The 21,514-nt window shown below is 73.7% G+C and carries 13 protein-coding genes and 1 pseudogene; 9 read left to right on the forward strand and 5 right to left on the reverse strand.

Annotated elements, in window-relative coordinates; all coding sequences use genetic code 11:
- Positions 1 to 510: 510 nt before the first annotated feature.
- Positions 511 to 2,325, reverse strand: a complete 1,815-nt coding sequence (locus ACGFNF_RS22550) for a VanW family protein (RefSeq protein WP_393170418.1) — start codon at positions 2,323 to 2,325, stop codon at positions 511 to 513.
- A gap of 179 nt (positions 2,326 to 2,504) precedes the next feature.
- On the opposite strand from ACGFNF_RS22550, the gene nudC reads away from it, so the two are divergent.
- Positions 2,505 to 3,422, forward strand: a complete 918-nt coding sequence (gene nudC / locus ACGFNF_RS22555) for an NAD(+) diphosphatase (RefSeq protein ID WP_393170420.1) — start codon at positions 2,505 to 2,507, stop codon at positions 3,420 to 3,422.
- Here the strand turns inward: nudC and ACGFNF_RS22560 are convergent.
- The gene (locus ACGFNF_RS22560; protein ID WP_393170422.1) at positions 3,319 to 4,599 is read right to left on the reverse strand and encodes a polysaccharide biosynthesis protein; all 1,281 of its coding nucleotides are present in this window, start codon (positions 4,597 to 4,599) and stop codon (positions 3,319 to 3,321) included. The two genes, nudC and ACGFNF_RS22560, sit on opposite strands and share 104 nt — an antisense overlap.
- Before the next feature lie 171 nt (positions 4,600 to 4,770).
- Between ACGFNF_RS22560 and ACGFNF_RS22565 the strand changes: the two genes are divergently transcribed.
- From ACGFNF_RS22565 to ACGFNF_RS22585, 5 genes and pseudogenes are all read left to right on the forward strand, one after another.
- Complete coding sequence (locus ACGFNF_RS22565) at positions 4,771 to 6,540, forward strand: hypothetical protein (protein ID WP_393170424.1); 1,770 nt, start codon at positions 4,771 to 4,773, stop codon at positions 6,538 to 6,540.
- The gene (locus ACGFNF_RS22570; RefSeq protein WP_393170426.1) at positions 6,537 to 6,695 is read left to right on the forward strand and encodes a hypothetical protein; all 159 of its coding nucleotides are present in this window, start codon (positions 6,537 to 6,539) and stop codon (positions 6,693 to 6,695) included. The genes ACGFNF_RS22565 and ACGFNF_RS22570 overlap by 4 nt, the downstream gene beginning before the upstream one ends.
- A 30-nt stretch (positions 6,696 to 6,725) precedes the next feature.
- Positions 6,726 to 7,526 (forward strand): glycosyltransferase, encoded by an 801-nt coding sequence (locus ACGFNF_RS22575; protein ID WP_393170428.1) that lies wholly within the window; start codon positions 6,726 to 6,728, stop codon positions 7,524 to 7,526.
- Positions 7,523 to 8,983 (forward strand): glycosyltransferase family 4 protein, encoded by a 1,461-nt coding sequence (locus tag ACGFNF_RS22580; protein WP_393170430.1) that lies wholly within the window; start codon positions 7,523 to 7,525, stop codon positions 8,981 to 8,983. The genes ACGFNF_RS22575 and ACGFNF_RS22580 overlap by 4 nt, the downstream gene beginning before the upstream one ends.
- Before the next feature lie 77 nt (positions 8,984 to 9,060).
- Positions 9,061 to 11,043, forward strand: a pseudogene (locus tag ACGFNF_RS22585) (alpha-(1->3)-arabinofuranosyltransferase family protein); the annotation flags it as partial.
- Between the two features lie 2,028 nt (positions 11,044 to 13,071).
- Here the strand turns inward: ACGFNF_RS22585 and ACGFNF_RS22590 are convergent.
- On the reverse strand, positions 13,072 to 14,550 hold the full coding sequence (locus tag ACGFNF_RS22590) for an acyltransferase family protein (protein ID WP_393170432.1): 1,479 nt from the start codon (positions 14,548 to 14,550) through the stop codon (positions 13,072 to 13,074).
- 149 nt (positions 14,551 to 14,699) lie between these two features.
- Between ACGFNF_RS22590 and ACGFNF_RS22595 the strand changes: the two genes are divergently transcribed.
- On the forward strand, positions 14,700 to 15,734 hold the full coding sequence (locus ACGFNF_RS22595; RefSeq protein WP_393170434.1) for a DUF3068 domain-containing protein: 1,035 nt from the start codon (positions 14,700 to 14,702) through the stop codon (positions 15,732 to 15,734).
- A gap of 83 nt (positions 15,735 to 15,817) precedes the next feature.
- Here the strand turns inward: ACGFNF_RS22595 and ACGFNF_RS22600 are convergent, their stop codons facing one another.
- Positions 15,818 to 16,552: a class I SAM-dependent methyltransferase gene (locus ACGFNF_RS22600; RefSeq protein WP_393170436.1), complete on the reverse strand. Its 735-nt coding sequence runs from the start codon at positions 16,550 to 16,552 to the stop codon at positions 15,818 to 15,820.
- Between the two features lie 601 nt (positions 16,553 to 17,153).
- Here ACGFNF_RS22600 and ACGFNF_RS22605 point away from each other — a divergent pair.
- Positions 17,154 to 18,164: a hypothetical protein gene (locus ACGFNF_RS22605; protein ID WP_393170438.1), complete on the forward strand. Its 1,011-nt coding sequence runs from the start codon at positions 17,154 to 17,156 to the stop codon at positions 18,162 to 18,164.
- 61 nt (positions 18,165 to 18,225) lie between these two features.
- Here ACGFNF_RS22605 and ACGFNF_RS22610 read toward each other — a convergent pair whose 3' ends face one another.
- Positions 18,226 to 19,896, reverse strand: coding sequence for a DUF885 domain-containing protein (locus ACGFNF_RS22610; RefSeq protein ID WP_393170440.1), 1,671 nt, complete (start codon positions 19,894 to 19,896; stop codon positions 18,226 to 18,228).
- A gap of 220 nt (positions 19,897 to 20,116) precedes the next feature.
- Here ACGFNF_RS22610 and ACGFNF_RS22615 point away from each other — a divergent pair, with 220 nt between their 5' ends.
- Positions 20,117 to 21,178 (forward strand): DMT family transporter, encoded by a 1,062-nt coding sequence (locus ACGFNF_RS22615; protein ID WP_393170442.1) that lies wholly within the window; start codon positions 20,117 to 20,119, stop codon positions 21,176 to 21,178.
- Positions 21,179 to 21,514 lie beyond the last annotated feature (336 nt).

Genomic DNA, 21,514 nt, shown 5'->3' on the forward strand with positions numbered 1-21,514 from the left:
CGGAAGCTAAGCCCTCCAGCGCCGATGGTACTGCACTCGGGAGGGTGTGGGAGAGTAGGACGCCGCCGGACAATCTTTCAGTTCAGGGTCACCCCTTTCGGGGTGGCCCTGAACTGCGTTCCGGACCTTTTCGTGGCTCACGAGCAGCCGCCCGTCGCGCTCCGCCGCCGCCAACCCCGCCAACGCCCCATCTACCGGAGCAGCCCCCGAGGGGTACACCGGCCAACGGCGTCAGGCTCATCAGCGGGACACGACCACGGTGAGAGCCCCGGCACCCTGGTGACAGCCGTTCAGGTTCGCCCCACCAGCACCAAGGCCAGCACCAGAGCCAGCGAGGGCTGACTGGGCCCGGCATCGCCTCGCGTCGGCACCGCGGGCGGGGCGCGGGCGCCAGGCGCAGGGACGATGTTCGGCACCTACGAGGGCCGTGACGCGGTGCGCGTACGACAGGGGGAAGCCCCGCCGGCGACGTGGCCGGCGGGGCTTCCCGGAGCGGGAGTCAGGCGGCCGTCAGGACGGCTCGCGACCGCAGATGAAGCGCGGCTCGGCGGAGTAGCGCCAGGTGAACTTCTCCCGCTTCACGACCTTGCCGTCCTTCTTGAACACCCGGTAGGCGTCCTGGGTGAAGCCCTGGCTGCCGCCGGCCGGGATGCAGGTCGGGCCGGGCTCCAGGTAGACCGTCTTCGGCTGGGTGATGTTGCGGCGCGGGGTGTACTCGGTCTTCACGCTGTCCCAGATCTTCGTGCTCCAGATCGACACGGTGATCGAACTCGACGTGTAGGAGGTGTCGATCAGGACGCCGTGCTCGGTGTTGTTGCGGAACCTGAAGTCCAGGTCCGGCCAGAAGATGGTCGACTCGATGACCGCCGGGTAGCGGCTGAACCAGTACGAGTGCGGCTTGTGCTCGACGTCCTCCAGCCCGGCGTAGTACGTCGCGTTGAACAGCGTCGTGGTGAACTGCGAGGTGCCGCCGCCGACCCCCGGGACCAGCTTGCCGTCGAGGATGACCGGGGCGTCCCGGTAGCCCTGGGCGTAGCCGCGCTCGCCGGTGTGCCCGTTGAGGGAGAACGTCTCGCCGGGCAGCACCACCGTGCCGTCCACGTCCTTCGCGATCGTGACGATGTTCTGGCTGCGCGGCGAGGAGAGCCCACCGGTGAAGTGCGTGGTGAAGGTGGAGACCCGCTCCTTGATGCCCAACCCGGCCAGCTTCGCCGCGGTCAGCTCCGGCTCCGCCGGCTTCAGCTCGCCGGTGACCTTCCGGTCGTCCGCCCTCGGCAGGACGGCGAGCAGGTCACGGCCGAGGGCCGCGCTGTCGAGCTGCTGCCCGGGCTTGCCGTCGACGACCTTCGGCTTGCCGCCGGAGATGGTCATCCGGGCGTCCCTCGGCGGCACCTCGATCGCGGCCAGGTCGTCGCCGAGCGCGGCCCGCAGCCGCTTCACGTCGACCTGCGGGGTCAGCTTGCCGGCCTTGTCGGCCGTGAACCGCAGGCTCCGCGCGATCGCCTTCGGCGGGATCTGGACCGAGCCCTTGCCGGTGGTCAGCGTGACCGGCGCGGCGACGGCCGGCTTCGCCAGCTCGGCTACCAGCCGGTCCACCTCCTCGGCGGTGGTCGCCGGGTGGGTCTCGACCAGCGGCACGGTCACCGGCTGGCCGGCGAGCCAGCCCTCCCGCACCACCTGCGCGGAGCGTTCCGGATCGAGGGCGAGGCTCGGCTTCGGGTGCACCGCCTTCGGCGTGGTGCCCTTCCAGGTGATCGCCGGCATGGTCATCTTCCGGCCCTGGTCGCCGACGACCTTCTCGAGGGCGGCGTCGAGCCGGGCGGCGTCCACGGTCACCACCGGCTGCACCGCCCGGGACCCCACGAGCCGGTCGACGGCGTGCGCGTCGGCCTCGGCCGCCGCCGCCACGGTGGCGTCGACGTCGACCGCCAGGCCGACGGTGGCCGGATCGATCGTGGCGGTCCGCTCGCCGACGCGTACCGACAGCGGGGCGTTGAGCGCGGTGCCGCGGCGTTCGAGCTCCGTCCGCAGCTCCCGGGCGGCGTCCGCGCGGCTCCGGCCGCCCAGCTCCGCGCCGAGCACCGTCGTCCCGCGCGGCACGTCACCGGCGTACGCGTAGGCGCCCGCCCCCGCCACGGAGGCCAGCACCGCCGTGGCGGCCCCGGCGGCCAGCAGCAGGCGGATCCGGCGGGACCGTGACCCGCCCGGGCGGCCCGCCGGCGCGACCGGCTCCGGCTCGTCACCGGGCCAGGTCACAGCCTTGACCTGCACGGTGGGCCGGTCGTCGGCGGGTGGAGTCTTCTCGCCGTACAGCGTCACGGTCACCTCGATCGGACGTACCACAACGGGGGAGCGCACCTCCGCCCGGAAGACACCTACGGTAACCGGCGCCCCGGCGGGGCGGGAGCCAGCGCCCCACCCGTCGCTCGCGGCGTGTCGCCCGGCGTGTCGGGGGACACCGGCCGGTCGTCGGTCCGGCCGGCGGGCATGGCACGGTAGGGAACATGGGAGCGGACGAGGCGGTCCTGGCGTACGGGGGCGGTTGGCTGGACCGGGCGGGGGAGCTGCGTGCCGACCCGGAGCGGCTCGCCGCCCTGCTGGCGGACCCTGCGAGCACCCTGCTGCCGCTCTGGCGGGACCGCTGCCTGGTCGCGGGGGACGTGCCGGTGCGGCTGACCGGGGAACGGGCGGCCAAGGCGCTCACCGTCGCCGACGAGACCGTCTTCCTGGGCATGGACGACGGCTCGGCCGTCTTCGCCGTCGACCTCTCCGGGCTGCCCGAGGCCGCCGCTGTCGAGGTGGCGGAGGCGGGCGCCGCCGTGGACGTCCGGGCGCTGGTCGGCCGGCTCGACCCGGCCGGGGCGGCCGTCCAGGCGTACGCGCGGGGCCTGCTGCACTGGCACCGGCAGCAGCGCTTCTGTGGCACGTGCGGGGCGTCGACCGTCGCCCGGGGCGGCGGACACGTCCGGTCGTGCGCGCGGGCGGACTGCGGCCGGCTCCTCTTCCCCCGGATCGAGCCGGCCGTCATCGTGCTGATCGAGGCGCCCGGCGTCCCCGACCGTTGCCTGCTGGCCCGGCACGCGGGCGCGCCCGAGGGGGCGTACTCGACGCTCGCCGGCTTCGTGGAGGTGGGCGAGAGCCTGGAGGACGCCGTCCGGCGGGAGATGGCGGAGGAGGCCGGCGTGACGGTGACCGACCTGGCGTACGTGGGCTCGCAGGCGTGGCCGTTCCCGGCCGGCCTGATGGTGGGCTTCCGGGCCACCGCCGCGTCCGAGGAGGTGCGGGTGGACGGCGAGGAACTGCTGGAGGCGCGCTGGTTCACCCGGGACGAGCTGCGCCAGCGGGCGGCCGCCGGACGGCCGCTGGGCCGCGCCGACTCGATCGACCACCACCTGCTGCACTCCTGGCTGGCGGCGAACTGAGGAGCGTCACGAGCAACGTGAACGCCGCGGCGGCGACGGCGCTGTACATGATCCCCTCGAAGGTCCGGGGCGCCACGAGGAGCGCCAGGACGGCGAGCCCGGCGGTAGCGGCCCACAGGGGCGCCGACGGCCACCGCGTACCCGCCGCGATCTTCGCGTTGACGAGGACGAACACCAGCGCGTAGAGCGAACCGGTCGCGGCGAAGTACGGGGCGTGTTCGCCCAGCTGTGCGTAGTCCCCGCCGCCAGCCAGGCGGAACGCGAGCCCGCCCGCCAGGGCCGAGGCCCCCACGAGCCCGGCACCGCAGGCGCCGACGACGGCGAGGGCGACCGTTCGGGCCCGGCCGCTTCCGGCGGCCAGCCGGGGAAGCGCCAGCACCGTGATCACCTGCGGTGCCCACAGCGCGCCCTTGGTCAGCACGGTGCCGACGGCGTACGCGCCGGACTCCGCCGCCGGGAGCAGCTGGCGGGCGAAGATCAGGTCGGCGTACGACACCACGAGCATCGCCAGCGCGGCCGTACCGGCGCTCAGGATCTGCCGGATCCGCAGGGTGGTTCCGGCGGCACCGCCGGCGGCGGCTGTCCGTCGGGGGGTCGGGCGTGCGATCCAGGCCAGCACCGGCAGGGCGAGACACCCGGTCGCCACCCCCGCGAGGAGCGTGCCCACGACGTCCGCACCGAGGACGAGCGCCACGACCATGCCGGCGTACCGGCCGACGGCCAGCAACCCCATGCCCGAGGCGAGGCGGTGGAACCGCTGGTCGCCCTGAAGCTCGCCGAGCCAGCCGCCGGCCAGTACGACGGGCACCGTCATCGCCACGGCCAGGGCCACGACCTGGGCGGACAGGCGCAGCGTGATCATCAGCAGCGGTGCCGCGGCGACGAGGGCCACGCCGGTGACGGCCGTGGTGACGAGGGTGGCCCGGGTGGTCGGCGCGCCGGGGTGCCGGGCCCGGTGCACGGCGACCGCCATCTGCAGACCGGTGCCGGTGACGCCGACGATGGCGACGAGCGCGAGCACCGTGGCCAGGACGCTGAGTTCCTCGACGGCGAGGTGCCGGGCGCCGAGCATCGGCACCAGGTAGGCCAGCCCGTTCGTCACCATCGCCGCGACCGCCACGGACGCGCCAGCCGCCCCCAGGCGGCCCATGCCCGGCTCGGATGTCGTCTCAGTCATCGCGCCTCATGTCGGTTCCGGCGTTCGGGGGCGGTCGTCGCCCGGAGCCGCACGCCGCCGCGAGCCGCTCATCGAGGTCGTCTGGCAAACTACCGCCAGCGTCGACCCGTGCCTAGGGAGTGCTCGACCTGGCGTCCGGAGCGGTCGACGGCGAACACTGCGGGAGTCCTCGTGCGCCGAGCGTCACCCGGGTCCGGTCCGGCGTGGCACCCGGCCGCCGCCTGGTGCCGGCGTTGGTGGCCGGAGGCGTCACTCGGCCTCGGCGTGGTGCTGGCGATCCTGGGCCCGGTCCTCCAGCGCGGCTTCGTGCTGCGCTACGACCTCGTGTTCGTCCCCGACCCGCCGTTCGGCGCGGTCGTCTGGGGCAGCGGCTCGGAACTGCCGCGCGCAGTGCCCAGCGAGTTCCTCGCCGTGGCCCTCGGCCACCTGGTCCCGGCGGACGTCGCGGAGAAGGTGCTCCTGGGGGGCGCTCTGGCACTGGCGGCGGTCGGCGCCGCGAGGCTGGCGCCGGTCGGCCACCCTCTGGCGCGGGTCGCCGCCGGCCTCGCGTACGTCTGGAACCCCTGGGTGTACGGGCGGCTGCACCTGGGTCAGTGGGCCATCGTCGCCGGCTACGCGGCCCTGCCGTGGGCGTACGCCTGGGTCCTCGGTGTGGTGCGGCGGCCGGGGGACCCGGCGGGACCGGGGCGGCGCGGGGCCGTGGCCGGCGGGCTCGGGGTGGTACTGGGCGGACCGGCGCTGGTGCTGGCCGCGGTGCTCGCCTGTGGGCCGGCCCTCGCCCTCGCCCGCCGCTGGCGGGCCATGCTGGCGGCCGCAGCGGTGCTGGTCGGCCTGACGGCCCCCTGGTCGATGGTCCTGCTGCACCGCGCCGGTGCGCTGGCCGTCGACGAGCAGGGGGTCGGTGCCTTCGCCGCCCGGGCCGACACCCCGCTCGGGCTGCTCGGCAGCATGGTCACGCTGGGCGGGATCTGGAGCCGGCACGCGGTGCCGTTCGGGCGTGACCAGTGGCCGGTCGCGCTGCTCGCGCTCGCGCTCGTCGCGGCGGCGGCGTGGGGGTACCACCTGGCGCGCCGCCGCTGGCCACCCGCCGCGTGGTGGGGGCTGCTCGTCGGGGCCGTCCTCGGCACCGCGATCGCCGTCGCCGCGGGGTGGCCGGTCGGCGAGAGGTTGATGGTCGCGCTCGTCTCGGACGTTCCCGCGGCCGGCGCCGTCCGGGACGGCACCCGCCTGCTGGCCCCGCTCGCGCTGTTGCAGGCGGTGGGCCTCGCGATGCTGGTGGAGTCCCTCGTGGCGGTCGCCCGGGCGTTGGCACTGTTGGTGTCGATCGCTCCCGTCCTGCTTGTGCCGGGCTTGGCGTGGGGCCTCGGCGGCCAACTCGACACGGTCCACTATCCCGCCGAATGGGCCTCGGTACGGGCGGTGGTGAACAGCGACCCGGCCCCGGGAAGTCTGGTCTCGCTGCCCTGGTCGTCGTTCCGCGCCTACCGCTGGGCCGGTGACGTGCCCGTGCTCGACCCGGCCCCGCGCGCGTTTCGTCGACCGGTCGTCGGCGACCAGGACGTGCTGGTCGGGAGGACCCGGATCCGTGGCGAGAGCCCCGAAGCCGATCGGGTGGCGGGCCTCCTCGCCGTGCCCGGCGATCCGGGTCCGGCCCTGCGCCGCCATGGCGTCAGGTACGTGCTGATCCAGACCGATCAGCCCGGCGCGGCGGAGGACCAGGCCCGCTTCCGTGGCGCGGAGGTCGTCCGGCAGGACGCGACGCTCACTCTTTTACGCCTCTCTGATGGTGGTTCTTCCGCCTCCAGACGGACTGTCGGCATTACTCCCGCCCTGGGCTATTCGGTACTCGGGGGCACCCTGCTGATCGCCCTTCTGCACCCCTCCATACGCCGTCGACACGTGCTACTGTCCGGTCACTTTTGTCGAAAGGATCGTCAATGAAGGCATCCTTCAACCCCCTCCTCACCGCCGTCGTCGCTGCGGCTGTCGGTGCTGTGCTGGGGATCCTCGTCGTGTCGCTCGGGACGTCGGCCTACGTCGGGAACACCACCCCGGCCAAGGTCGAACAGCCGATCATCGTGTACGGCGAGCGCTGACGGCCCTTCATGGAGGCCCGTCCTCCTGACGTGTCGTCAGGCATCGTCCTCGACGTCGTGGTGCCCGCCTACAACGAGGCGCAGCGCCTCCCCGAGACGCTGTTGCTGCTCCGGGAGGCGCTGGCCGGTCTCGGCGTCCCCTCCCGGGTGACCGTGGTGGACAACGCGAGCACCGACGAGACCGCCGATGTCGCGACCGCCGTACCCGCGGGGGTCGTGCCGGTGCGGCTGCTGCACTGCGCCGAGCGTGGCAAGGGGTTCGCGGTGCGGGCCGGGGTGCTGGCCTCCGACGCGAGTTACGTCGGCTTCTGCGACGCGGACCTGGCCACGGCACCCGAGCACCTCGCGCACGTGCTGAGCCTCCTCGTCGGCGGGGCCGACGCGGTGGTGGGGTCGCGTGCGCACCCGCAGTCCGTGGTCCAGGACCGGCACAGCGTCCTGCGGCGGTGGGGCGCGGTGGCGTTCCGGGGCGCCGTCCGGCAGGTGGTGCGGGGCGTCAGCGAGACGCAGTGCGGGTTCAAGTTCTTCCGCGCCGACGTCGCCCGGCAGGCCTTCGAACCGATGCGCTGCGGGGGCTTCGCCTTCGACGTGGAGGTGCTGGGGCGAGCCGAGCGGGCCGGGGCCCGGCTGGTCGAGATCCCGGTGAACTGGGTGGACGTGCCCGGATCGCGCTTCTCTCCCGTACGCCACGGCTGGCGCAGCTTCGTCGACGTCGCGGTCATCCGGTGGCGGCTGCGGCAGGTGGAGGCCGCGCCCGCGCTGTCGGTCGTCGGCCTCCCGGTGGCTCCGGACATGACCGGCGGCGCGGCCGCCGTGGGCCTGCGACCGTGAGTGGTCGCTCCGCCCGGACCGCCACCGTCCTCGACCCCACCGGCGACGCCGACGTGTCGGGGCGCCGCATCGCGTTGCTGAACTGGAAGGATCCCTGGCACCCGGACGCGGGCGGCGCCGAGGTCTACGCCTGGCAGGTCGCCCGCGACCTGGTCGCCGCCGGAGCGCAGGTCACCTTCATCACCGCCCGCCCCACCGGGCAGGACGCCGATGAGACCCGCGACGGAATCCGGATCGTTCGCGCCGGCGGCCGGTGGGGCGTCTATCCCCGCGCGCTGGGCTGGCTGCTGCGACATCGGCGCCGATTCGACGCCGTGGTGGACTGCCAGAACGGGATCCCCTTCTTCAGCCCGCTGGTGCTGCCGCGATCCGTGCCCGTGATCTGCGTGATCCACCACGTGCACGACCGGCAGTTCCGGCTGTACTTCGGCCCCGTCGTCGGCCGGTTTGGCGCGTGGCTGGAGGGGCCCGTCGCCCGCCGGGTCTACCGCGCGGGGGTGACGCTCGCCGTCTCCCCGTCCACCGCCGTCGCCATCCGGGACCGGCTCCGCTGGAGGGGGCCGGTCGTCGTCGTTCCCAACGGGGCCGACGCGCCCGCCGCCCCGGGAAGCGACGCCGAAGGACAGCGGCACGGTCGGCCCCGGCTCGTCTGCGTGGGCCGGGTGACGCCGCACAAGCGGGTGGATCTTGTGCTCGACGCCGTCGCGCGACTCCGCGACCGCCGGCCGGAACTGCACCTGGACGTCGTCGGCAGTGGACCGGACGTGGAGACGATCCGGCGTCGCGTCGCCGAGCGTGACCTGACCGGGGCCGTCACCGTCCACGGCTTCCTGCCCGCCGCCCAGCGGGACATGCTGCTGAACACCGCCTGGCTGCATGTCTCCGGCTCCTGGGGCGAGGGATGGGGACTGGTCGTCGTCGAGGCCGCCGCCGCCGGGCTGCCGACGATCGCCTTCGACGTGGACGGGTTGCGCGACGCCGTGCGACCCGGACGGACCGGATGGCTGGTGCCGGAGGGTGAGGACCCGGCGGGCGATCTCAGCGCCGGCCTGGACCGGGCACTGGACTGGCTCGCGGTCCCCGGGAACGCCGCCCGGACGGCCGTCGAGTGCCGGCGGTGGAGCGGCTCGTTCCGCTGGGCGGACACCGGTCGACGGGTCCGGGAGGTGCTGGCGGACGTACTCGGCCCCCGAGCGGTGCCCTGGTCGTCGAGGAACACCTGTCTCGTGGTCCGGACCGAACAGGCGGAGAGCCTCCTGACCCGGGTGGCGCCCCTGCTTCCGCGTACCCGGCACCTGGCGGCCGATCGGGACGGACTGTGGATCCTGGTGCCCGGCGCGGACCCGACGGCGGTCCGGGAGGTGCTGGCCCGGGCCGGGGTCGCCGACGATGCGGTGACCGAGCGGGAGGCCACCACGGAGGAACTGCTCACCGGCGCTCCGGAACGGCAGTGCTGACTGGCCGGTGGGCCGCTCGGCGCGCTTCCGGCACCTCGTCCGCCCAGCCGGCCGCAGCGGTGTGGCGCCTGCGGGAGATGCTGGTCTGCCTGGCCCTGGTCGGCCTCTGCGTCACCCAGGAACCCGGCCTCATCGTGCCCGACACGAAGCTCGACATGGCCGTCGATCCCGCCGGCTTCCTCGCCCGGGCCGCCGATCTGTGGACCTCCGAGTGGCAGTTCGGGACGCTCCAGAACCAAGCCGTCGGCTACTTCTTCCCGATGGGGCCGTTCTTCCTCCTCGGCGACGCGCTGGGCCTTCCCGCATGGCTCGTCCAGCGGCTGTGGATGGCCCTCCTGCTCTGCGTGGCGTTCACCGGGACGGTGCGGCTCGCCCGCGCTCTGGACCTGGGCGCCCCGTCGTCGCGGCTGGTCGCGGGTGCGGTGTTCGCGCTCTCCCCGCGGGCGCTGACCCTGGTCGGCACGGTGTCACTCGAGTTGCTGCCCTACTGCGTCGCCCCGTGGGTGGTGCTGCCCCTCGTGAAGGGCGCGGCAGGCGGCTCCCTGCGGCGGGCCGCCGCGCTCAGCGGGCTGGCGGTGGTCTGCATGGGCGGAGCGAACGGAGCCGCCGCCGCGTGCGCCGTGCTGCCGGCGTTCCTGTTCGTCGTGACCCGCGCGCGGGGGCGGCGGCGTACCGGTCTGCTCGCCTGGTGGGCGGCGGCGCTTGTCGCGGCGACCTTCTGGTGGCTGGTGCCGCTGCTGCTTCTGCAACGCCACGGCTTTCCGTTCCTGCCCTACACCGAGAGCGCGGCGGTGACGACGAGCGTCACCACGATCCCGGAGGCCGTCCGCGGCGCCACCCACTGGGTGGGCTACCTGGCCGTGGACGGGGTGCCGTGGTGGCGCTCGGGCTGGGCGTTCGCCACGGTCCCGTGGCTGGCCGTCCTCACCGGTCTCGTCGCATGCGTCGGGCTCGCCGGGCTCGCCCGCCGCGACCTGCCGGAGCGGCGGTTCCTGGGTGTCGCGGCCGTGGTGGGGCTGCTGACCCTGACGGCCGGGAACGTGTCGGACGCGGGAGCGGCTCTCGGCCCGACGGTGCGGGAACTCCTCGACGGCCCGCTCGCCGCCCTGCGCAACCTGCACAAGTTCGACGTGGTCCTCCGCCTACCGCTCGCCCTGGCCACCGCGCACATGCTCCACACCGCCGGCCGGGTCGCGGCCATCCGCCGCCTGCCCCGACCCGCCGACATGGCGCCCCGCCGGGCGGCGACGCTCGTGACCGCCGCCGCGGTGCTCGCGGTCGCCGCCGGAGCGGGCTCCGCGGGGCTCGCCGCTCATGGCGGCTTTCCGGCCCTGCCTGAGCACTGGCGGCAGGCCGCCGGGTGGCTCGACCGCAACGCCGGCCACGGCACGACGCTGCTGGCGCCCGGGTCCAACTTCGCCGAGTACAACTGGGGCCGGCCCATGGACGAGCCGATCCAGGCCCTGGCGGAGTCCAGGTGGGCGGTCCGTTCGCTGGTGCCAGCCGGCTCGGCCGGCAACGCCCGGATACTCTCCGCGATCGACGCGCGGCTGGCGACGGGTGCCGCCTCACCGGGCCTGGCGGACGTTCTCGGCCGACTCGGGGTGCGTTACCTGCTCGTCCGCAACGACCTCCGGCCGGCCCGGGGCGCCACCGCGTGGCCCGTGCTCGTGCACCGGACGCTGGACAGCGCCCCGGGGCTGTCGCGGGTCGCACACTTCGGGCCGACCGTCGGGGCGGAACCGGACCTGGGCGGCGCATGGGACTACGGGCTGCACCGGCCGTATCCGGCGGTGGAGATCTACCAGGTGGACGTGCCGCCGGCGCGCGCCACCCTCACGGACGCCGCCGAGCCGCTCAACCTGGTCGGAGCGCCGGAGACACTGCTCGACCTCGCCGACGCCGGTCTGCTCGGCGACCGGCCGGTGATCCTCGACGGCGACGCGGAGGAACCCGCCACGGAAGGCGTGGTCATCGCCGACAGTCTCCGCAGCCGGGAGGTGGACTTCGGGCTGGTCCGGGGCAACACCTCACGCACGTTCACCCCCGCTGACCGCCCCGGGCAGGCGCGGGTGGCCCACGACATCGTGGAACCGGGCTGGCGGTCGTGGACCACGGCCGGCTACAGCGGGGTGGCCGACGTGCGGGCGTCGTCCAGCGCGGCCGACGTGACGGGTCCGGCCGGGCTGCGCGACCCGTCCGCGCTGCCGTTCGCCGCCGTCGACGGGGACACCGGCACGGCCTGGTTGTCGGACGGCGCGCGCAAGCCCGTGGGCCAGTGGCTGGAAGTCCGGTTCCAGGGCAAGACCCAGGTGCAGACGGTGGAACTCCAGGTGGTCGACGACGAGCTGATCGGCGCGCCGGTGACCAGGGTCCGGGTGAGCACCGCGGGGGGTTCGTTCGTGCACTGGGTGGCCACCGCCGGACGCGCGCCGATCCGGTTGGCGCTGCCGTCGGGCCTCACCACCTGGCTCAGGGTGACGATCGACGGCGTCGCCGACCTCGACGTTCCGGGGCGTCGGGCGGGGATACGTGATCTGCGGATACCCGGCGTGTACCCCAAACGACACCTGCAGATGCCCGCGGTGCCCGCCTCCGCCGGCGCGCCGGAAATGATCGCCATCGCCCGCAAGCCCGACGACCGGCCGGCCTGCGCGGTCACGGGCGATCACTACGTCTGCGCCCCCGACCTGATCCGTCGTGGCGAGGAGCCGGCCCTGCTGCCCCGTCGCTTCGAACTGCCGGCGGCGTCCACCGTCCGGGTCACCGGTCTGGCCCGTCCGAGCCCCGCCACCGCCCTCGCGGCGTACGACGAGTTCGCGGGCGGGCCGGTCTTCGCCACGTCGAGTACGTGGTTCTCCGATCCGGTCGCCTCGGCCAGAGCGTTGGGCGACGGGGACGACGGCACGTCCTGGTGGGCGGATCCGAGCGATCCGCAGCCCACGGTGGCACTGCGCTGGGCCAAGGCCCAGAAGGTGAGCTGGGTGCGGCTCCGGTTCGCGGCGAGTCTCGTCGGCTCGCCGCCGAAGACGGTCCGGATCACCGGCGACGACGGGATACGCGAGGGAATGGTCGGGCTGGACGGCGTGGTCCGTTTCCCGGCGCTGCGTACCCGCAACATCGTCGTCGCGGTGACCTCGACGGTGCCCCGGGTCAGCCGGTCGACGGCGCTGTTCGAGCCGCAGACCCTGCCGCTCGGGCTCAGCGGGATCGACGTGCAGGGGGTACCCGAGGCGAACCAGCCCCGCGACCTCGCCCGCGAGGTGACCCTGCCCTGCGGTGCGGGGCCGGTCATCATGGTCAACGGCAGACGGGTGCCGACGACGATGACGGGGACCCTGCGGGAGCTGCGGGATCTGCGGCCCCTGCCGTACCGGTCGTGCACCGTCGAGCCGCCCGCCCGGAAGCGGGCCACCGCCGGCCAGGTGGCCCTGCGGCACGGGCCCAACGAGGTCTCCGCGCCGGCGGACCGCTTCGTCGTGGACAGCGTGCTGCTGACCAGCGTGACGGCGGGTCGGTCAACGGGCGACCAGCCGTACGTGCGCACGTCGCGCGTGCTCGACTGGAACGACCAGCGCCGGACGCTCAAGGTCGGCCCGGGTGCCGACGGCCACCTGGTCGTGCCGGAGAACGCCAACGCGGGCTGGCGGGCGACACTCGACGGTGTGCGGCTCGAACCGGTACGGATCGACGGCTGGAAGCAGGCCTGGCACGTGCCGGGTGGGGCCGGCGGGCGGGTCGAGCTGGTCTTCACGCCCGGCGCGCAGTACCACCTGGTCCTGCGGATCGCGGTCGCCCTGCTCCTGCTCCTGGTCGTCGCGACGGTGGTGCCGGCCCGTCGCCGGACGCGGAACCTCACGCCGCCAGCGGTTCCGGTGACGATGCCGACCGCGCCCTTCCTCGCGGTCGGGGTGCCGGTGCTGCTCGGCGGGCCGGTGGGTCTCGGCTGCGCGCTCCTGGTCGTCGCCCTGCACCGGCGCCGGACACCCGCACCCGGCTGGACCTGGGTCCCCGCCGTCCTCGGTCTCACGATGCACGGAACCACGCGGTGGTGGCTCCCGAGGATCGGCCCGGAGCCGCTTGCCGCGCTACTCGGTGTGCTCCCGACCGGCCTGCTGCTTGTCGCCATCGCCGCCCTGTTGCTGCGTTTCCGCCGGGGCGACGACCGGAACCGGATGCGGCGACCCGGTCGGCTGCTCGGCCTGGCCGGGCACCGCCCCGTGCAGCACGGGGACCCGGGCGCGATCGCCGGCGCCGGCGTCGATGCCGCGCGGTCTGCCCGGGCGGGGCGACCGTCGGTCGAGGAGCCGCCCGAGCCGCTGCGCCGGCCGCTCGATCAGGCGGTGGCTGGCGACCGCCACCGGGAGGGTGAGGGCCACCGTGAGCACCAGCAGCACTCCGAACGAGCTGTCGAAGCGGGTGAAGCCCAGGAGCCGGAAGCACGCTTCGAGGGCGAGCAGGTGCCAGAGGAAGATGCCGTACGAGATCCGGCCGAGGAACCTGAGCAGGGGGTGACCGAGAAGCCGGCGAGGTAGCCCGCCCGACCCTGGGCCGACGAGCGGGGCGATCACGTACCAGGCCACGGCCAGGAAAATCAGGTGTTCGGTGAGCGACTCGGCCGACGTGGCGGGTTCGACCGATCGGGGGCCGGCGATCGGGGTGCTGGCGATCCAGAGCAGTGCGGCGGCGATCAGCCAGGACGTCCCGGGGGCGGCCGTCACCGTGCGTAGCCCTCGGGGCGTGGCGTTCCACAGGTGGTCGTCGGTTGGGGGCGTGCCGCCCGGGGACGGCACCGGCGGGCCGCCGACCACGGCCGGCGCGGTGCCGGTGGGCCAGCAGGCGAGGACCGACAGCATGATCCCGGCCCCGAACCAGTCCAGGTACGCGGGGAGCCAGAGCACGGAGAGCTGCGGCAGCGGGGAGTCCGCCCCGTGGGCGTACGCGTTCCAGACCAGGCCGGCCAGGACGAGCCCGCCGCCGAGGGCCAGCTGGCGGCCGGCGCGGGCCTGCGGGGTGTGGCCGCCCAGCCGTCGACCGAGCAACGCGACGGCCGGCAGCGCGAGGTAGAACGCCACCTCGGTGGCGAGGCTCCAGGTCTGCTCCATCCCGACGGGCAGCCGCAAGGGCTGGTAAATCTGCGCCAGAAACAGGGGAATCGTCCAGTCCCAAAGCGACCTGAGGTAATCGATGTTGAGCCAGACGAGTGCGACAACCGCCATTGCCCAGTAGGCCGGGAGGATGCGCAGCGCGCGACGCCGCAGGTATCTCCGGACGGAGGGATCCGGCCGCGCGCGAATGGCCGCGAGCGCGAATGGTCGGTAGAGGAGAAACCCGGAAAGGGCGAAGAACAGCGCCACGCCGACGTCCAGCCGGGCCAGCAGTGCGCCGGCGTACGCCACCGAGTTGGTCAGCCCGCTCAGGTAGGCGACGTGGTGCACGAGGACCGCGGTCACCGCGACGGCACGCAGGCCGTCCAGGGCGGGCAGCCAGCCGTCGGACCGAAGCGCATCCGGGGCGGCGGTCCGCTCTTCCCTGCCGCTCGGGTCCGGCTCGACAGACGGGCTCACAGTTCCTCAACATCGTGTGTGACGGGACGACCACGAGGCTGCTTCTCGCCGCAGTTGGTACGGCTCAGGACGCCGCGTCGGACCATATCCGAAAACACTCTCATCATGTACTGTCAGCCGACCAGTCGAGCTGTAAGGGGAGGAGTTACATGCGACCTGCGCCGGGTGCCGTCTTGGTAGCGGCGGGCACGTTCCTGATCGTCGGGGCCATCGCTACGCCGTTCTACGTTGCGCCCGCCCTCGTCAAGGTGCCCCTCGACCAGAGCTCGGTCACCTATTCGAAGGCTGAGAGCGCAACGGTTCTGGACTTCGCCACGCTGTCGGAGCGTAGTGGCGTCGACCTGACCGCGGTCCGGGCCGTGCGCGGTGACGTCCAGGCCGGCAACAAGGACCGGGCCGTCTTCAACGTCGGCGTACGGGTGACCGACGACGCCGGCAAGGAGATCACCGTCAACACCGACCGGGTCGCCCTCGACCGGCGGACGGCGGAGGCGGTCGCCTGCTGCGCCGAGGACATCAACGGCACGCCCTTCAAGCACAAGGGTCTGACCTACACGTTCCCGTTCGGGACCGAGAAGAAGACCTACCAGTACTTCGACAACAGCGCCCGCCAGGCCTACCCGGCCCGGTACGTCGGCACCGAGGAGTTGCAGGGACTGACGGTCTACCGGTTCGAGATGACTGTCGAACCGGTCAAGATCAGCGAGATCCAGGTACCCGGTAACCTGCTCGGCTCGACCGAGCCGATGGCCAACGCCGGCCGGTACTACGCCAACAAGCGCACCCTCTGGGTGGAGCCGGACAGCGGTGTCATCGTCAAGGGTCAGGAAGAGCAGCTGCAGACCCTGCGGGACGCGGCCGGCGTTGACAAGATCAAGATTATCTCGGCGACCCTCACCTTCACCGAGGACACCCAGAAGCAGCAGGCCAAGGCCGCGAAGGACGCGCGCCAGCAGATCAACCTCCTGACCATGGTGGTGCCGATCGCGCTCGGCGTCCTGGGTCTGCTTCTGGTGGCGTTGGGCGTGCTCTGGGTGCTCCGGGCCAACCGCGGTGGCCGGTCCGGCGCCGCCGTGGACGCCGCCGACCGGCCGACCGCCGACCTCCCGGCGCAGGCGTCGGGGCCGCACGACGAGTCGACGGTGGCGTCCGGGCCCCGTCACGCGCAACGCGGCGAGGCGTAGGCAGCCGTACGCCTGGAACGCGTCGGGCCGGCGACCCTCGGGTCGCCGGCCCGAAGCGTGTCGGTGGATGTCCGCGCCCGCGGCTACCGACGGCGCAGCGCGTAGCGGGTGCACCGCCAGTCTTCGGTGTAGGGCAGGTCCGGCCGCTGGCCGGCGATCTCCCCGCCCCGCTCGGCCGCGAGGCTCACGATGTCGGCGTGCGGCACCGGCGTCATACGCATCGGGGCCGGGTAGTTGAGCAGCCGGCGCTGCGCCCAGCTGATCAGCCGGTAGGGCGCGAGCTGCCAGACGAGAGCCTTGGCGGTACGCGCCGGTTCCGTCGGCAGCCCCACCACGGCGATCCCTCCGGGGCGGAGAACGCGCAGGAACTCCGCGAGGTAGCCGTCGATCACGGGCCGCGGCAGGTGCTGCAGCACCAACGCGCTGTACACCAGGTCGAAGTGACCGTCGGGGAACTGGCTCAGGTCGGCCGCGTCGTTGAGCACGAAGCGGATCCTGCCGCCGCTGCGGTCGAGCCTCCGGGCGGCGTCGAGCATGGGCGGAGCGATGTCGACGGCGACGACCTCCTCCGCGTGGGCGGCGAGGGCCTGTGACAGCCGCCCGACGCCACAGCCGAAGTCCAGTGCCCGCTCCCACCGTGTGGGCAGGTCGAGTTCGCCCAGCCAGCGAACCGTCTCCTCGACGTCGGCGCGCCCGGTGGCGAGGAACTCCTCGACGTCCCACCGCCCGCCGCGCTTGCCGGGCTGGACCAGCACCGCCCAGAGGGGATCTTCCGCGCCCAGTGTCGTCCAGTCGCGTCGCACGTCGTTCAGGCTCACCGGGCAAACAGTAGGCCATCCGAGGCTTCCGCCGGGACCATGGGTGGTGCGCCGTCGCAGGCAGACCGCCGTGTCGACATCTCGGGGCGGGCGTCGACACGGCGGCGATCCGGGCACGGCCGCGGGAATCGCGTCGCGCGTTATCGTATTGTTATACCTCGATGCGTTGATGACGTTGAGCGGCGTGCGCTGAGGTATTCGTCCGTCTTTGTCACCGTACTGGGTCCGTTGTGCGCCAGCCCGGGTCAACGATCCGTGATTTCTAGGCATTCGCATCCCGGCTCGGTGTTACCGCTCGGTAGCCGGGTCCTTGTGGCCCCGCGCCGGGTCCGTGCACCATCAATCGGCACGCCCGTATCCGCTGGTAGCGCGACTCGGATCCCGGTGCGCGGCCCGCGCTCCGTCGAACGCCGAAGACCGCGAGGAGGAATCCGTGCAGGACCGGTTCGACAACCAGGCCGCAACCGGTAGACCTTCGCCGCGAAGCTGGTGCCCGCGAAGGCCGCCGCCGACGTGACCGCTTTTCCGACCTGATCCGCGCCGCGTGGCCGCGCCGCGCGGGCCCGACCCACCCGTTTCCCGGTCCCGGCAGGAGGCGTACGTGACAATCGTCGATCAGCGGCCCGCCCGGCGCGACCGGTTCCGCGCTGGGCCGCGCGATCTCCGCCCGTACGTGGTGCTCTCGGTGCTGCTCGGCCTCTCCGCCGCCGTGGCCGTCGCTGCGGCCGGCCCGGTACCGGTGCGCGCTGCTGCGCCACCGCCCGCCGGACGGCCCACCTCGGCCTGCCCGACCACGGCTCCCGGCCAGGGCGGAGCGACACCGACTGGCACGCCGAGCGCGACACCGACTGGCACGCCGAGCGCGACACCGACGCCGACCGGCCCTGGCCCGTTCCCGTCGGCTGGTGGGCGCGACATCCTGGACGGCGTCGGGGACCTGCTCGGCGGCGGCCGCACCAAGGACGAGGAGCCCGCTGCGGGGGCGACACCCTCGACCGCGCCGAGCGTGCGTCCCACGGTCACGCCGAGCGTCCGTCCCTCGACTGCGCCGAGCGTCCGTCCCACGGCCTCGGCCACGGGTCGGCCGGCGGCTCCCGGCAAGGGGTGCGCCCCGGCCAGCCCGGAGCCGAGCCGACCCGGGCAGGTGGCGGCGGGCAGACCGCTGCCCCGGATCGCCGCCGACCCGGGACAGCCGGTGGTGGCGGCGGTCCCGTCGAAGCTCACCGGATCGCAGGTGACCATGGACGGGCTGCGGTTCGAGGGCATCGTCGACCTGCCCACCGCCGATGGCAGCCTGAAGGCACTGAAGTTCACCATGGACCGCGCGGTCACCGACGATTTCCTGCTCCTTGCGCCCGCCCCGGCCGGCCGGACGATGCGGTTCGCCACCGACCGGCTGACGGTGCAGGGGGACGTCGCCTTCTACGCCACCCGGTTCGTCGGGCGGCTGCTCGGCGTCAAGATCACGCTGACCCCGGACCTGCCGTTCCCCGACGGCCTGCCGATCACGTCACCTGTTCCGATCACCTTCACCGAGCCGGTCATGGAACTGGCGTTCGTCGACAGCGACACGCTGACCGCCACGCCGGCGTTGAAGCTGACCCTCTCCTGATCTCACCCCACCACCACCGGCGGTGCGGGGCCGGTGTCCCGCCGGCCCCGCACCGCCGACCTCAGAGGCGGGCGAGCGCCTTGCGCAGCGGGTCGAGCCCCAGCGAGCCGAGGTCGAGCGCCTGCCGGTGGAACTCCTTGAGGTCAAAGTCGGCGCCCTTGCGGGCCTTCGCCTCGTCACGGGCCTGGAGCCAGATCCGCTCGCCCACCTTGTAGGAGGGGGCCTGCCCCGGCCAGCCGAGGTAGCGGTTCAGCTCGAAACGCAGGTTCTCCTCCGGCACCCGGCAGTGCGCCCGCATGAACTCCCAGCCCAGCTCCGGCGTCCAGCGCTCGCCGGGGTGGAAGCCGAACGGGTTGTCCTTCGGGATCTCCAGCTCGAGGTGCATGCCGATGTCGACGATCACCCGGGCGGCCCGGAACGCCTGCCCGTCGAGCATGCCGAGCTTGTCGCCCGGGTCCTCCAGGTAACCCAGCTCGTCCATCAGCCGCTCCGCGTAGAGCGCCCAGCCCTCGCCGTGCCCCGAGACCCAGCAGAGCAGGCGCTGCCAGCGGTTGAGCAGCTCGGCCCGAACGGCCGTCTGCGCGACCTGGAGGTGGTGACCCGGCACGCCCTCGTGGAAGACGGTGGTCACCTCGCGCCAGGTGGAGAAGTCGGTGACGCCCTGCGGCACCGCCCACCACATCCGCCCCGGGCGGGAGAAGTCCTCGCTCGGACCGGTGTAGTAGATCGCGCCGTCGCTGGTCGGGGCGAGGCAGCACTCGATGCGGCGTACCTGCTCCGGGATGTCGAAGTGGGTGCCGTGCAGGTCGCCGATGGCCTTGTCGGCGAGCGCCTGCATCCAGTCCCGGAACGCCTCCTTGCCCCGGATCGTCCGGGCCGGGTCGGCGTCCAGCGCCTCGACCGCCTCGTCGATGGTGGCGCCGGGGCCGACGATCCGGCCGGCCACCGCGCGCATGTCGGCCTCCAGCCGGGCCAGCTCCTCGAACCCCCAGGCGTACGTCTCGTCGAGGTCGACCCTGGCGCCGAGGAAGTACTGCGAGGCCAGCTCGTAGCGCTCGCGACCCGCGGCCTGCTTCTCCCGGCCGAGCGGGGCCAGCTCGGTGCGGAGGAACTGGCCGAACTCGGCCGTCGCCGCGGTGGCCGCCGCCGCACCCCGCCGCAGCTCGGCGCCGAGGGTGCCGTCGGCGCCCAGCCGCTCGACCATCCCGTGGAAGAAGTTGTCGCCGTCCGGGTCGACCCAGATGTCGCACTGCTTGGCGACCTCGACGAGCTGGACCCGGGCACTGACGTGGCCGGCGGCAGCCGCCTCGCGCAGCGTCGCCTTGTAGCCCTCCAGGGTGCTCGCGAAGCGGTTGAGCCGGGCCGCCACGTGGGCCTTGGCGTCGTCGCCCTCGGTCGGCATCAGGTCGAAGACCATGCGGACCTCGTGCAGACCGCTGGAGATCACGTTGACCTCGCTGCTCGCCTCGCCGGCGTCGTAGCGGGCGAGGTCGAGGCCGAGCCGCTCCTGCATGGCCTCCTTGGCGGTCCGCTCCGCCTCCGACTCCGGCTCGGTCACCTCCAGGTCGGTCAGCGTCCGCCGGATCAGCTCCGCGCGGGCCGTGTACCCGTCGGGTGACAGGTCGTCGAGCTGGTCGTCGTAGCCGGCGATGCCGACGTAGGTGGCGCCGATCGGGCTCAGCGGCGCCCACTCGGCCACGTAGCGGTTCGCGAGGTCATCGATTCGTCCCACGCTGCGACCCTACGTGAGGGCACCGTCAACTTGTCGAACGCGTTCTGCGTGTTCAGGGCAGCAGGTTGGCGGGGCCAGCGTCGATCGGGAACGGCAGGTCGGCCGAGAGCCGCCGACCACCGACCGCCGGCCGCCCTGGCGACAGGCGGTTTCTGTGGTGGTCGACACGGCGTCCGAAAGTCGCGGGACTTCGTCGTACGGCTGCGGCAAAGTGTCAGGGGTGACAGTGGATTCCACTCCTGACCGGACGGCGCTGCGGAGCTGGCTGCCCGGGTTCCTGGCGCTGGCCGCCATCTGGGGCTCCAGCTTCCTGTTCATCAAGATCGGCATCGGGGAGCTGCATCCACTGCACCTCACCCTCTACCGGGTCGCCGCCGGCGCGGTGACCCTGCTGCTGGTGCTCGCCGTGCTCCGCGACCGCCTGCCCGCCGAGCCCCGGGTCTGGGCGCACCTGACCGTGGCCGCCGCGTTCGGCGTCGCCGTGCCGTTCACCCTCTTCGGCTACGGCGAGCAGCACGTCGAGTCGATGCTCGCGGGCATCTGGAACGCCACCACCCCGCTCATCGTGCTGCCGCTGGCCGTGCTGGTGTTCCGCACCGAGCGGCTCACCACGCGCCGGGCGGTCGGGATGGCGCTGGGCTTCGCCGGGGTGCTGGTGGTGCTCGGGGTCTGGCAGGGAGTGGGCGGCGCCCACTTCACCGGGCAACTCATGTGTCTGGGCGCGGCCGCCTGCTACGGGGTCGCCATCCCGTACCAGAAGAAGTTCGTCGCGGGCAGCGCGCACTCCGGGCTCTCGCTCTCGGCGGCGCAGCTCCTGGTCGCGACCGCTCAGCTCGCGGTCGTCGCGCCGTTGGTGGCGGGGGCGCCGCCCGCCCCGACCGGCCTCTCGGCCGAGGTGCTCGCCAGCGTGCTCGCGCTCGGTGCGCTCGGCACCGGCCTCGCCTTCGTCATCAACCTGCGCAACATCCGGGTCGCCGGGGCGAGCACCGCCTCCACCGTGACCTACCTGGTGCCGGTGTTCGCGGTGCTGATCGGCGCCCTGGCCCTCGACGAGCGGCTCACCTGGCACCAGCCGGTGGGCGCGCTCATCGTGCTGTCCGGCGTCGCCGTCTCGCAGGGCCTGATCGGCCGCCGCCGGCCCGCACCCGCTGGCCTCACCGAGCCGTCCGCGCCCGCCGGCGTGATCGAGTCGACCACTGCCGATGCCGCTGCCGTCGCGCTGGCGGCTGCCGTCGCGACGGCCGGCGTCGCCGTGCAGGCCGCGCCGGCTGCGCGCCGCTGAGCGATCCCGCCCGTCGCCCGGCTGCTGCCTGCCGCGCGGCGCCGCCTGCTGCCCGTCGCCCGACGCCGCCTGCTGCCTGCCGCCTGCCGCCCGGCGCCGCCTGCCGCCCGTCGCCTCGGCGGACGGGTGGAACACCATGGGTGTCAACGCCCGCCTTTGACAGCCATGGTGTTCCACCCGTGAACGTGGCGGGACATGCCGTGGGCCGGCGACCTTCAGGAGCGGCGCGGGCCGTCGCCGCACGCGCTGCCGTTTGCACCCGTCCAGGCGCGGTCACCGCTCCGCCGCCCGTCAGTGACGGCAAAGCCGCCTGTGAGGCCGGGCCGGGTGTGGGGC

This window comes from Micromonospora sp. NPDC048868, from assembly GCF_043198195.1.
GTDB classification, from domain to species: domain Bacteria; phylum Actinomycetota; class Actinomycetes; order Mycobacteriales; family Micromonosporaceae; genus Micromonospora; species Micromonospora reichwaldensis.